Here is a 12,920-nt window from a genome sequence, read left to right on the forward strand (position 1 = left end):
TTCCCCGATAGCTCAGTTGGTAGAGCAAATGACTGTTAATCATTGGGTCACAGGTTCGAGTCCTGTTCGGGGAGCCAGTCCTGTCCGGTAATTCTGTCCGGTGCTGTTTCTCGCTTTCCTAGCTCGTCCTTTCTCCTTCTCCGTCGGTCGTTTCTCCTCAGCGCTATTTTCGCCAGCCGGTCGCATCCATGCGTGCCGTATTGCCTCGCGTTGCTGCACCCCAGGCCGCGTCTTTACCGTCTTCTCTTTGCCGTCTCAGAGGTATGGAGTCTCGCATCTGCAAGGGCTCTCGCCACGCCGCAGTGTCGCCGCGACGTGAGCGCCGGGCCGCCATTCGAGCCGTGCGGATAGCAAGACGCCGGACCACAGGGGTCCGGCGTCATCGTCACGGGGTGGTGTGATTCAGCGCCTCAGTTGAGCTCTCAGTTAAGCTCCGCGTAGTGCCATCCGTCCTCCAGCTGGCGGTAGTCCAGCAGGATCTGGGCGGTTTCGAGGACCTGGGCACGGTCGATCGGCTCGTCCTCGGCGTCGGCATCCGCGGTCTCGTCCTCGTCGCGGGCATCGGTCCAGTCCTCGAGCGGCTCCAGGCCCAGGGCCCCGCGTCGCTCGTTCTCCAGTGCCAGCTGCTCCGCTTCCTGTGCCTCGACCTCACGCTTGCGCTGTTCGCGGTTGAGGCTGACGCTGGTGTGCTGCGCGCGAAGCTGGCGCGCGAGCTCGGAGCGTTGCTCGAGGTAGTGGAAGTTCGGCTGCTTCTCGGCGCGCTCCAGGTGGCGGGCGCGCAGCGTCTCCAGGTGCCGGTGGGGTTCGCCGTAGGTCCGGTACTGCACCTCGCGCACGGTGTCCCACGGCAGGGCATTGTCGAGGCTGCTCTCGCCGATCAGTTCGGGGTCGATCAGGCTCGGGAAGTTGATATCCGGCTCAACGCCGCGGTGCTGGGTGCTCTCGCCGGAGATGCGGTAGAATTTGGCGCGGGTCAGCTTGATCTCGCCGTGGCTGAGCTCGTTGAGGGTCTGCACCGTGCCCTTGCCGAAGGTGTCGTTGCCGACCACCAGGCCGCGACCATAGTCCTGAATGGCACCGGCGAAGATCTCCGAGGCCGAGGCGGAGAGGCGATTGACCAGCACGGCCAGGGGGCCGTCGTAGAGGGCGCCGCTCTCGGTGTCGCCGTAGAGGCTGATGCGCCCGCGGGCGTCGCGGACCTGGACGGTGGGGCCGCGGTCGATGAAGAGCCCGATCAGTGAGTTGGCCTCCTGCAGGGCGCCGCCGCCGTTGTTGCGAAGGTCGAGCACGATGCCCTCGACACCCTCGGCCTGGAGGCGCTCGACCTCGCGGGCGACGTCGCGGGTGGTGCTGCGGAAGTCCTCCTCGCCGGCCTGCCAGGCATCGAAATCCACGTAGAAGGTCGGGATCTCAATCACGCCGAGACGATGCGTGCCGTCATCGCGCTCGACCTCGATCACCTCGCCCTGGGCGGCCTGATCCTCGAGGTCCACGGTGTCGCGGGTGATGTCGATCACCGTGGAGCGTGTCATGTCGATGGCCTGGGCGGGCACCACGTCCAGGTGCACTACCGAGCCCTTGGGGCCGCGGATCAGATCGACCACGTCGTCGAGCCGCATGCCCACCACGTTGACGATCTCGCCGTCCTCCTGGCCCACGCCGATGATGCGGTCGGCGGGCTGCAGGGCGCCGTCGCGCTCGGCCGGGCCGCCGGCCACCAGGCTCGAGACCTTGACGAACTCGCCGTCGGCCTGCAGCAGGGCGCCGATACCCTCCAGCGATAGCCGCATCTGGATGTCGAAGGATTCGCCCTGGCGCGGCGAGAGGTATTCGCTATGCGGGTCGACGCTGCCGGTCACCGCGGCCATGAAGAGCCCGAAGATATCGGCCGCGTTGGTCTGGCGCAGCCGCGAGAGCTGCCCCTCGTAGCGCTGACGCAGGGTATCTGTCACCTGCTCGGGGTCCTGGTCGCTGATGGTCAGGCTAAGGGCGGCGTTGTTGAGACGCTTCATCCACAGCTCATCAAGCTCGGCCTTACTGCCGGCCCAAGGGCTGTCCTTGCGCTCCAGCTCCAGGCGCTGTTGGCTATCGAAGCTGAAGTCGATGCCCTCGTCGATCCGTGCCAGCAGCCATTCGAGGCGCTGCTCGGCGCGTTCGTGATAGCGCTGGTAGAGGGCGAAGGGGCGGGCCAGTTCGGCGTCAAGCAGTGCCTCATCCATGCCGGTTCGCAGGTCGCTGAAGGCGGCTATGTCGCGGTCCAGCAGGTAGGCGCGCTGACCATCGAGGATCTCCAGCAGGCGCTCGAAGGACCGCCGCGACCAGGCATCGTCGAGGCTGACGTCGGCGTAGTGGCCGTAGCGCAGAGACTCGGCCACTTCAGTAGCCGCCTGGCGCTGATCATCGTTCGGCTCGAGACTGGCCAGGGCCGGCGGCGTGGCCAGCAGCAGGCCTAGAACCGCCGCTCGCCCAAGGGTGACTAACAGGCTCATCGATGAAGCACTCCCCGATTCGTGTACACTCACTCTACATCCAGACCCCGACCCGGCCGTCGAGTTGCATGGACAGACGTGCCATTGTATCAGCTTGGCCGTGTCGTCAAGACCCCCGAAACGTCCCGCGATAGAGGAATTCCATGTCCGAGGATGCCCGCCTCGAGCGTCTGCTCGACTTTCTGCATCGATCCCCCACGCCCTGGCATGCTACGGCCAACATGGCCGCGCGACTCGAGGCCGCCGGTTTCAGGCGCCTGGAAGAGACTGCCTCCTGGCAGCTCTCGCCCGGCGAGCGAGTCTACGTGACCCGCAACGACTCCTCGATCATCGCCCTGCAGCTGCCCCGCGAGGGGCTCGAGGCCCTGCGCCTGATCGGCGCCCATACCGATAGCCCCGGCCTGCGCCTCAAGCCCAACGCCGCCCAGTGTGCGGCGGGCTGGCTGCAGCTGGGCGTCGAGGTCTATGGCGGGGCGCTGCTGGCGCCCTGGTTCGATCGCGACCTGGGGCTCGCCGGTCGGGTCCACGTGCGCCATGCCGATGGCCGCATCGAGGGCGTGCTTATTGATGTCGAGCGGGCGGTGGCGACCATTCCGAGCCTGGCCATCCATCTGGACCGCGAGGCCAACAACGGCCGAGCCATCAATGCACAGACCGAGATGGCCCCGGTTTTCCTCCAGGACGGCGGCCGGCCCGACCTCGAGCGGCTGCTCGCCCAGTGGCTCGAGGAGCAGCACGGCCTGACCGAGGTCGAGCTGCTCGATTTCGAGCTGGCGTTTCGCGACATGCAGGCGCCGGCACGGGTTGGCATCGAGGGCGAGCTGGTCGCCAGTGCCAGACTCGACAACCTGCTCTCCTGTTTCGCCGGTCTGGAGGCGCTGCTTGGCAGTGACGGCCGCCAGGGCGCGGTGCTGGTGGCCAACGATCATGAGGAGGTCGGCAGCGCCAGCGCCTGCGGCGCCCAGGGGCCCTTCCTCGGCGACGTGCTGCGCCGGGTGAACGCCCAGCTCGGTGAGGCGGGGGAGGAGGGCTTCATCCGCCTGATCCAGGCCTCGCGGCTGATCTCCTGCGACAACGCCCACGCCTTGCATCCCAACTTTCAGGACAAGCACGATGCCGCCCACGGCCCGGCGCTCAACGGCGGGCCGGTGATCAAGGTCAATGCCAATCAGCGCTACGCCACCAACAGCGCGACCGCGGCGCTGTTCCGGGACCTGTGTCGTGAGGCCGAGGTGCCGGTGCAGACCTTCGTGACCCGGGCCGACATGGGGTGCGGCAGCACCATCGGTCCGATCACCGCCACCGGGCTTGGGGTGCCGACCCTGGACGTGGGGGCGCCCCAGTGGGCCATGCACTCGATCCGCGAGACCGCGGGAGCCCGGGACGTGGACTACCTGGTGCGAGCGCTGACCGCCTTCGCCAATCGCGCCGAGCTTCCCTGAGCGTCTTGATCGCCGGCAGGGCCGCCGTCCGTGCGGTCTCGCCGGCGATCCTGGCGCCCAGATAGCGCGACCGAAAAAAGCCCGCCTGGTGAGCCAGGCGGGCTTTTCGATGTTTGGTGGCTACGCCCTGATTCGAACAGGGGACCCCATCATTATGAGTGATGTGCTCTAACCAGCTGAGCTACGTAGCCGAACAACGGGGGCGAATTCTACGTACCTGACTCGCCCGCGTCAAGCCCCAGCGGCGTCATGAGCGCTTTCGGGGTGCCCCGGCGGCTCAGACGTTGAAGCGGAAGTGGATGACGTCGCCATCCTTGACGATGTACTCCTTGCCCTCCAAGCGCCACTTGCCGGCATCCTTGGCACCCTGCTCGCCGCCCAGGCTGACGAAGTCGTCGTAGGCGATGACCTCGGCGCGGATGAAGCCCTTCTGGAAGTCAGTGTGGATCACGCCGGCCGCCTCGGGGGCGGTGGCGCCGACCTTCACCGTCCAGGCGCGAACCTCCTTCACGCCGGCGGTGAAGTAGGTCTGCAGGCCCAGCAGTGCGTAGCCGGCGCGAATCACCCGGTCGAGCCCGGGCTCTTCCATGCCCAACTCGTCGAGGAACATGGCGCGCTCTTCATCCTCGAGCTCGGCGATCTCGGCCTCGATCTGGTTGCAGACCGGCACCACCACGGCATCCTCGGCGGCGGCGATCCTGCGCACCGTGTCGAGGTAGGGGTTGTCCTCGAAGCCGTCGTCGTTGACGTTGGCGATGTACATGGTGGGCTTGAGCGTCAGGAAGCCGAAGCCCTTGAGCTGCTGCTTGTCGTCGTCATCGAGGCCGAAGCTTCTCAGCGGCTGGCCCTCGGCCAGATGGGGCTGGATGCGCTCGAGGATCGCCTTGGTGGCGATGGCTTCCTTGTCGCCGCCCTTGGCCACGCGGACCAGGCGCTGGATGGCGCGCTCGACGGTGTCCAGATCGGCCAGCGCCAGTTCCATGTTGATGATCTCGATGTCCGCCTCGGGATCGACCTGGTTGGCCACGTGGATGACGTTGTCGTTATCGAAGCAGCGCACCACGTGGGCGATGGCGTCGGTCTCGCGGATGTTGGCCAGGAACTTGTTGCCGAGCCCCTCGCCCTTGGAGGCGCCTGCCACCAGGCCTGCGATGTCGACGAACTCCATGGTGGTGGGCAGCACCTTCTGGGGACCCACGATCTCGGCCAGCTTGTCGAGGCGCGGGTCCGGCATCGGCACGATACCGACGTTGGGCTCGATGGTGCAGAAGGGGAAGTTTTCGGCGTCGATGCCCGACTTGGTCAGGGCATTGAAGAGGGTGGACTTGCCGACGTTGGGCAGGCCGACGATACCGCAGTTGAAACCCATGGGATCTTCCTGGAAAGCGAGTTCGGGAATGGAGAATGGCCGGCATTCTACGCGAAAAGAGCGTCGTGCCGACAGCGGCTCGGCTTGATCAGTGATGCCGGCGACGCTCGCAGCGCTCAGCCCTTGAAGCTGTGCAGCCGATTCATGGCCTTCGCCCAGTCGCCGTCGACGGCCTGGGGGAGGGTAGCCAGGCACTCGTCGATGGCGGCGTCGATGGCGCCACGCTCCGCCTTGCCGGGGCGACCCAGCACGTAGTTGGTCACCTGGCGGGCCTCGCCGGGGTGGCCGATGCCGATGCGCAGGCGGTGAAACGACTTGTCGTTGCCCAGGGCGCGGATGATGTCGCGCAGGCCGTTGTGACCGCCGTGTCCGCCGCCGGTCTTGTAGCGCGCCGTGCCCGGTGGCATGTCGAGTTCGTCGTGGGCCACCAGCAGCTCGTCGGGGGCGATCTTGAAGAACTGGCAGAGCGCCGCCACGGCGCCGCCGCTGCGGTTCATGAAGGTGGTGGGCTCGAGCAGGTGCAGCTCCCGACCGTCCAGCCGGACCCGAGCATGGCGGCCCAGGAACTTGCGCTCGGGACGCAGTTCACTGCCCGCCGCCCTCGCCATGGCGTGCACCAGCCAGGCGCCGGCGTTGTGGCGGGTGGCCTCATAGTCGGCGCCGGGGTTGCCCAGACCAATGATCGCTTTCAACTGGCTCATGCCGGTCTCCTCGCGTGCGGCGTGATGGCAAAAAAAATCAAGCGCCGAGGCGCTTGATTCCTGACGACGAAGCGGGCATGTCGAGGCTCCGACATGCCCGTCGGGCAAAACCGATTACTCGGCGTCGCCCTCGCCCGCGGCTTCTTCGCCACCGGCTTCTTCTTCGCCTTCTTCTGCTTCGCTACCACGGACCTTGGCCTTGGTGACGCTCAGGATGGCGTTGTCGTGGTCCTCACCATGGGTCAGGGCGACCAGGGTCACGCCGGCCGGCACGCTGAGGTCGGACAGGTGCAGGGTAGTGCCCATCTCGACGGCACTGATGTCGACTTCCAGGTACTCCGGCAGGTCCTTCGGCAGGCAGCTGATCTCGACCTCGGAGGCCAGCTGGTGCAGCTCGCCGTCGTGGTCCTTGATGGCCACGCAGGCGTCTTCACCGGTCACGTGCAGCGGCACGTTCAGGGTCAGCTCGTGGGTGGCGTCGACGCGCAGGAAGTCGGCGTGAGTCACCAGCGGCTTGAACGGGTGACGCTGCAGGTCACGCACCACGACCTGCTGGGCCTTGCCGTCCACCTGCAGGTTGATGATGGAGGAGAAGAACGCCTCGTCTTCCAGCGCCTTGTAGAAGCTGGTCTTGTCGACGGAGATCGGCTGCGGCGCCTGCTCACCACCATAGATGATGGCCGGCACCTGGGCGTTGGCACGACGCAGGCGGCGGCTCGCACCTTTCCCCAGGTCGTTGCGAACGCTGGCATTGAGTGTGTAATCGGACATGGAATTGCCTCTTTCTGAAGGTAAGGAAGACGCCGTGGCCCGCGACCAGACCGCGGCGTTTCCGGGAGCCCCGTGGGGCGCTGCTCCGACGCCTCGTCCCGCTGTGCCGTCCGCCGAGCGCTGCTCGGCGGATCGGCCTCAGTGGAACATGGCGCTGACGGATTCTTCGTTGCTGACCCGGCGGATCGCCTCGGCGATCAGCCCGGCCACGCTGAGCTGGCGGATGTTGCCGCTGCGACGCGCGGCCTCGCCGAGCGGGATGGTGTCGGTCACCACCACTTCATCGAGCACCGAGCCGGAGATGTTGTCGACGGCCGGGCCGGACAGGATCGGGTGGGTGGCATAGGCCACCACGCGACGGGCGCCGCGCTCCTTGAGGGCCTCGCCGGCCTTGCACAGGGTGCCGGCGGTATCGATCATGTCGTCCACCACCACGCAGGTGCGGTTCTCGATCTCGCCGATGATGTGCATCACCTGGGCCTGGTTGGCCGAGGGGCGGCGCTTGTCGATGATCGCCAGGTCGGCATTGAGCTGCTTGGCGATGGCGCGCGCGCGGACCACGCCGCCGACGTCGGGCGAGACGACGACGAGGTCGTCGTAGTTCTGGCGCTCGATGTCGTCGAGCAGGATCGGCGAGCCGTAGACGTTGTCCACCGGCACGTCGAAGAAGCCCTGGATCTGGTCGGCGTGCAGGTCCATGGTCATGACCCGGTCGACGCCGGCCTTGACCATCATGTCGGCGACGATCTTGGCGGAGATCGGCACGCGGGCGGAGCGCACGCGGCGGTCCTGACGGGCATAGCCGAAGTAGGGGACCACGGCGGTGATCCGAGTGGCGGAGGCGCGGCGCAGCGCGTCCACCATCAGGATCAGTTCCATCAGGTTGTCGTTGGTCGGTGCACAGGTGGGCTGCAGGACGAAGACATCCTTGCCGCGCACGTTCTCGTTGATCTCGACCGCGACTTCACCGTCGCTGAACTGCCCTACCGTGGCGTTGCCCAGGCGGGTATCCAGGCTCTCGGCGACTTTACGGGCGAGATCGGGATTGGCATTCCCGGCGAAAACCATCAATTTTGACACGCGCAGCCACCTTTGCTGTGTTGGGTCTTCAGGGGTTGGGGTCGACGGGGATCCGGTCGGAATGGCTGGGGCAGCAGGATTCGAACCTGCGCATGGCGATACCAAAAACCGCTGCCTTACCGCTTGGCTATGCCCCAGGATCAGCTCCGCGCCGGCATGTCGGACATGTCTCGACGCCCGGGGGCGGCGAGGGTCATCGACCCAGCGCAGCATGAAGAGGTGAGCGGTTCAGCCCGCGCGCCGTGAAGGCGTGCCAGCCTTCGGGAACTTCGGCCAGGAGACGATCTGCCCGTGACTCGCTCTCGAGACGGGCAAAGACGCAGGCGCCGGTGCCGGTCAGCATGGTCGGTGCCCGCTGGGCCAGCCAGTCGAGTGCGCGCGCCACTTCGGGATAGTGCCTCCGGACGGTGTCCTGGCAGTCGTTGCGCCAGCTAGCCGCTCCCCCCTGCAGTGCGCGCGCCATGGTAATCGGGGGGGTATGGCGTGTCAATTCGGGCGCCCCGAACACGGCCGGCGTGGAGACCGTGACGCCGGGGTGGATGACCACGAACCAGGGGGTGTCGAGGGTCACCGGCGTCAGGCGTTCACCGATGCCTTCGGCCCAGGCGGCGTGGCCGTGCACGAAGACCGGCACGTCGGCGCCGAGGCGAAGGCCGAGGCGGGCGAGCTCGGTCAGCTCCATGCCGAGCCCCCAGAGGGCATCGAGGCCGAGCAGGGCGGTGGCGGCATCCGAGCTGCCGCCACCGAGCCCCCCGCCCATGGGCAGGCGCTTGTCGAGGTGGATGTCGGCGCCCAGGCGACGGCCGCTCTCGCCCTGCAGCAGGCGCGCGGCGCGCAGGATCAGGTTGTCCGCGGGCGCGACGCCGTCGAGGCTCGGTGAGAGGTTCAGTTCACCGTCCGTGCGGCGACGCAGGGTTAGGGTGTCGCCGGCGTCGAGGAACTGGAACAGCGTCTGCAGCTCGTGGTAGCCGTCTGGTCGGCGCCCGGTGATGTGCAGCAGGCGATTCAGCTTGGCTGGCGCGGGCAGCACCAGCGGCTCGGCTCGGGGTGAAGAATAGTGTGCAGAACGGATCGCAGAACGGGGGGTGGTGCGGGGCATGACGTCACTCATCGAGGGTGGGGCGCCACTCGGTGACCACCAGGGTCGCCCGCAGCGTGCCATAGGTCATCACCATCCGCCGCGGCAGCCAGAGGCCGTCGACGCGGGTCCAGTCGCGGTAGCCGATCTCCCAGCCGTCCTGCTCGAGGCGCTGGGGGAAGCCCAGCTCGTCGCGCTCGAGCCGATAGGTGCCCTGCGGGGAGGGCAGGCCGCGCACCCAGTCGGAGAGCGCGCTGACCGGCAGCGACCAGCCCAGCTGCTGGGTCATCAGCGCCTCCGGCGTCTCGGCCTCGAAGCGCCCCTCGGCGGTGGTCAGCGAGAAGCGCCCCTCGCGCCCCTCGAGGGTGCTGCGGCCGCTGCCGAAAGGGCCGCTGATCAGCAGGCGGTAGTAGTGGGGATGCTGGCTCCAATCCAGATTGGCACTGGTGGAGTCTTTCGGGGTACGCAGGCCGACCTTGCCGGCCAGCAGCCAGGTGTCGAGCTCGGTGAGGCGCGCTTGCTGCGCCGACCACTGTCCGGCGGCGCGCTCACCCTCGGGCGGCGTGGGGCGGCTCGCACAGCCGGCCATCAGGACGAGGACCAGCAGGGGAATCAGCAGTCGCGTGAGGTGCGTCATGGGGCGTTCCGTTATTGAGAGTTCCTTCAGGGAATTTTCCGTTATGGAAAGATCCGTGTTGGAAGCTTCCGTTTGTCAGGGGGAGGTCGTCGCGCCGGCAGCGTCCAGTTCGGGCTGACGCCGCAGCAGCTCGTCGATCAGCGGGCGCGCCTCGAAGCGCTCTCGAGCCTCCTCGAGCAAAGCGCGGGCCTGGGCCTTCTCGCCCAGCGCCCATAGCACCTCGATCAGGTGGGCGGCGATCTCCTGGTCGGGCATCGCCGCCCAGGCGCGCCTGAGCCAGGGCAGGGCACGGGCGGGCTCGCCCTGGCGATAGTAGACCCAGCCGAGGCTATCGAGGATGGCGGGGTTGTCCGGCGCGAGCTCATGGGCGCGTTCGATCAGCGCTCGCGCCTCGTCCAGGCGACCCTCGATATCGGCATCGGCGAGGGTATAGCCCAGCGCGTTGAGGGCGGTGGCGTTCTCCGGGTCGTGCTCGATGAGGTGGCGCAGGTCGGCTTCCATGGCGGCGAGATCGCCGTCGGCGAAGGCGCGCATGGCGCGCTGGTAGCGCAGCCGCTCGTCGTCCGGGCGCCGCGCGAGCTCGCTGTCGAGCAGGGCCTCGGCCTGCTCGGCGAGGCCCGCCTCGTCCAGCAGCTCGACCTCCACGGAGGCCAGCTCGCTCTCGTAGGCCTCGTGACGCAGCCGCTCAAGGCGCAGGAAGGCGCGCGCATCGAGTCGCCGGTCGGCCGCCATCAGCATCGAGGCCGCGCTCACCCGCGCCGGCAGGAACTGTTCGCCCTCCGGCACCTGGCGGTAATAGAGGAGGGCGTTGCCGATTTCGCCGCGCTCCTCGGCGATGGCGCCGAGCAGCAGGAAGGCCATCGGCGGGGCCTCGTCGTCGCCGACCAGCGGCAGCAGCAGGCGGCGCGCCGGCGCCAGGTGCTCGCGCTCGAGAAACAGGCGAGCCAGGCCCAGGCGCAGCGAGGCATCGTCGCCGTGTTCGGCGAGCAGCGTCTCGATGGCGTCCTCGGCGGCCTCGACGCTGCCCATCGCAAGCTCGGCCCGGGCGAGCAGCAGCATCAGGCGGGGATCGCCGGGCGATACCTCAAGGCCCCGGCGGGCGTGCTCGCGCGCCGCGGAGGGGGCCTCTGCCTGGAGCGCGAGGCGTGCGCGCAGTCGCCACAGTTCCGGCCGCTCGGAGGCCTGTCGGGCGACTTGCATCAGGCGACGCTCGGCTGCCGCCGGCTGACCCGCGGCGGCCTCCAGCAAGGCGGTGGCGAGCTCGGCATCGATGCGGTTCGTGGCCGCGGGGCGCGCCAGGTGGGCCCGCAGGCGGTCGAGCAGCGGAGTCGGATCGGCCCCGGCGTCGAGGGCGGTCTCCACGAGCCCGAGCAGCGCGTTGCTCGCCTCCTGCTCGCCGGCGCCCTGTTCGTTCACGCCCTGTTCGATCACATCGAGGCGATGGCCCAGGGCGGCGGCCCAGTCGCCGCGCTGGAGAGCGAGGCTTGCCAGCAGCCGCGAGGGGGCGTCGCTGCCCGGGGCCAGGCCCTGCCAGCGCTGTGCCGCCTCCTCGAGCAGCGCGGGATCCTCGCTGAAGCGTGCGGCCAGGGTGGCGCGCTCGGCCAGTGCGACCGAGTCGTAGCGCTCGGCGGCCTCGATAAAGCCCTGGGCGGCGCGGGTGTAGTCGCTGCGCTGGCCGGCCATCTCGGCCTGCAGCAGGCCGGCGAGGCCCTGGGCGTCCAGGCCGCGTGTGATCGGGGGCGCCCCGGCGAGCGGATCCCGCCCGGGCTCGGCGGCCGACGAGGCTCCCGGCAGTCCCTGGCAGCCGGCGAGCAGGAAGGCCAGCGTCAGGGGAACCAGGGGCGTATGGCGAGAGAGTCGGGGGAGCGTTCCGCGGGGCATGCGCGTCTCGTGCTGGAGGCCGAGCCGCCAGCATAACGGCTCGACCCGTCCGGGCAAAGCGTGATCCCCGTCACGGCATGCCGGGGCGCTTCCGGCGGCTGGCCTGTGCTAGAATGCGGCGCTTCGAGGATGGGCGGTCCGCGCCGTCGGATATCACCATGTCGCCCTTGCCGGAACCACGACTCGCGAAGATGCCGAACGCATGACGCTTCTTGCCCTGGGAATCAACCACCGGACCGCCAGCATCGAGGTGCGCGAGCAGGTCGCCTTCTCGCCCACTCAGCTGGAGTCGGCGCTGGCCGAGCTGCGTGCCTTGCCGGAGGTGCGTGAGGCGGCGGTGCTGTCCACCTGCAATCGCACCGAGCTCTACTGCGCCACCGGCTCCGGCGGCGAAGGCGAGATCCTCGACTGGCTGGGGCGCTTCCACGGTCTGAAAGTGGAGGATCTTACCCGCTGCGCCTACCACTATCGCGAGAATGAAGCGGCGCGCCATCTGATGCGCGTGGCCGTGGGGCTCGATTCCATGGTGCTCGGCGAGCCGCAGATCCTGGGCCAGCTCAAGGACGCTTACCAGTCGGCCCGCCACGCGCGCAGCCTGGGCGGTGAGCTCGAGTGCCTGTTCCAGAACACCTTCGCCGTGGCCAAGCAGGTGCGCACCGAGACCGGCATCGGCCGCAATCCGGTGTCGGTGGCCTACGCGGCCGTGAACCTCGCCAGCCGCATCTTCGGCGACTTCACCCGCTCCCGGGCGTTGCTGATCGGCGCCGGCGAGACCATCGAGCTGGTGGCGCGCCACCTCCACGAGGCCGGCGTGCGCCAGCTCACCGTGGCCAACCGCACCCGCGAGCGGGCCGAGGTGGTCTCCGGTCCGCTGGGCGGCCAGGCGATCACCCTCGATGCGATCCCCGACGCCCTGGTCGAGGCCGATATCGTGATCTCCTCTACCGCCGCGCCGCTGCCGATCCTGGGCAAGGGCATGGTCGAGCGGGCGCTCAAGAAACGGCGCCACCGTCCCGTCTTCATGGTCGATATCGCCGTGCCCCGGGACATCGAGCCCGAGGTGGGGGAGCTCGCCGACGTCTTCCTCTATACCGTCGATGATCTGCAGGAGGTCATCGAGGAGAATCGCCGCCATCGCCAGGTGGCCGCCGACCAGGCCGAGTCGCTGATCGAGCACGGCGTGGGCAACTGGCAGCACGAGCGACGCATCCGCAGCGGCGGTGAGCTGATTCGCGACGTGCGCGCCCGCGGCGAGTCGCTGCGCGAGCTCTCCGAAGAGCAGGCGCTGGCGCGCCTGGCCCGCGGCGAGGACCCCGAAGCGGTGATCCGCCGGCTGGCCCACCAGCTCACCAACCGCCTGCTGCATCGCCCTACCGTGGCGATGCGCGACGCGGCTTCACATGAGCAGCACGACCTGCTTCATGCCGCCACGACCCTGCTGCTGGATGAATCCACTGACCACTCCCGATAGG

The 12,920-nt window shown here is 68.4% G+C and carries 10 protein-coding genes and 3 tRNA genes; 3 read left to right on the forward strand and 10 right to left on the reverse strand.

What is annotated here, in order from left to right; genetic code table 11:
- Position 1 precedes the first annotated feature (1 nt).
- A tRNA-Asn gene (locus RSO68_RS12580) sits at positions 2-77 on the forward strand.
- Between the two features lie 345 nt (positions 78-422).
- On the opposite strand, the gene RSO68_RS12585 is transcribed toward RSO68_RS12580, so the two are convergent.
- Positions 423-2,489 carry a carboxy terminal-processing peptidase gene (locus RSO68_RS12585; protein ID WP_315586821.1) on the reverse strand — a complete coding sequence of 689 codons (2,067 nt, stop codon included), beginning with the start codon at positions 2,487-2,489 and terminating at the stop codon, positions 423-425.
- 143 nt (positions 2,490-2,632) lie between these two features.
- On the opposite strand from RSO68_RS12585, the gene RSO68_RS12590 reads away from it, so the two are divergent.
- Positions 2,633-3,931, forward strand: a complete 1,299-nt coding sequence (locus tag RSO68_RS12590) for a M18 family aminopeptidase (RefSeq protein WP_315586822.1) — start codon at positions 2,633-2,635, stop codon at positions 3,929-3,931.
- Between the two features lie 114 nt (positions 3,932-4,045).
- Here RSO68_RS12590 and RSO68_RS12595 read toward each other — a convergent pair.
- The 9 genes from RSO68_RS12595 to RSO68_RS12635 form a co-directional block, all read right to left on the reverse strand.
- Positions 4,046-4,122: transfer RNA gene (locus RSO68_RS12595), tRNA-Met, on the reverse strand.
- An 86-nt stretch (positions 4,123-4,208) separates the two neighbouring features.
- The gene (gene ychF / locus RSO68_RS12600) at positions 4,209-5,300 is read right to left on the reverse strand and encodes a redox-regulated ATPase YchF (RefSeq protein WP_315586823.1); all 1,092 of its coding nucleotides are present in this window, start codon (positions 5,298-5,300) and stop codon (positions 4,209-4,211) included.
- Positions 5,301-5,416: 116 nt separating this feature from the next.
- Positions 5,417-6,001, reverse strand: a complete 585-nt coding sequence (gene pth / locus RSO68_RS12605) for an aminoacyl-tRNA hydrolase (protein WP_315586824.1) — start codon at positions 5,999-6,001, stop codon at positions 5,417-5,419.
- Between the two features lie 114 nt (positions 6,002-6,115).
- The gene (locus tag RSO68_RS12610; RefSeq protein ID WP_089845940.1) at positions 6,116-6,772 is read right to left on the reverse strand and encodes a 50S ribosomal protein L25/general stress protein Ctc; all 657 of its coding nucleotides are present in this window, start codon (positions 6,770-6,772) and stop codon (positions 6,116-6,118) included.
- A gap of 138 nt (positions 6,773-6,910) precedes the next feature.
- Positions 6,911-7,852, reverse strand: a complete 942-nt coding sequence (locus RSO68_RS12615; protein WP_175535006.1) for a ribose-phosphate pyrophosphokinase — start codon at positions 7,850-7,852, stop codon at positions 6,911-6,913.
- Positions 7,853-7,914: 62 nt separating this feature from the next.
- Positions 7,915-7,989, reverse strand: a tRNA-Gln gene (locus RSO68_RS12620).
- 56 nt (positions 7,990-8,045) lie between these two features.
- Complete coding sequence (gene ispE / locus RSO68_RS12625) at positions 8,046-8,951, reverse strand: 4-(cytidine 5'-diphospho)-2-C-methyl-D-erythritol kinase (RefSeq protein WP_315586825.1); 906 nt, start codon at positions 8,949-8,951, stop codon at positions 8,046-8,048.
- Between the two features lie 4 nt (positions 8,952-8,955).
- Positions 8,956-9,567, reverse strand: a complete 612-nt coding sequence (gene lolB, locus RSO68_RS12630; RefSeq protein ID WP_089845949.1) for a lipoprotein insertase outer membrane protein LolB — start codon at positions 9,565-9,567, stop codon at positions 8,956-8,958.
- A gap of 75 nt (positions 9,568-9,642) precedes the next feature.
- On the reverse strand, positions 9,643-11,448 hold the full coding sequence (locus RSO68_RS12635) for a tetratricopeptide repeat protein (protein WP_315586826.1): 1,806 nt from the start codon (positions 11,446-11,448) through the stop codon (positions 9,643-9,645).
- A gap of 202 nt (positions 11,449-11,650) precedes the next feature.
- Here RSO68_RS12635 and hemA point away from each other — a divergent pair, with 202 nt between their 5' ends.
- Positions 11,651-12,919, forward strand: coding sequence for a glutamyl-tRNA reductase (hemA, locus tag RSO68_RS12640; RefSeq protein WP_089845953.1), 1,269 nt, complete (start codon positions 11,651-11,653; stop codon positions 12,917-12,919).
- The last annotated feature ends 1 nt before the right edge of the window (position 12,920 follow it).

It is taken from the genome of Halomonas saccharevitans, from assembly GCF_032333995.1.
Classification (GTDB): domain Bacteria; phylum Pseudomonadota; class Gammaproteobacteria; order Pseudomonadales; family Halomonadaceae; genus Halomonas; species Halomonas saccharevitans.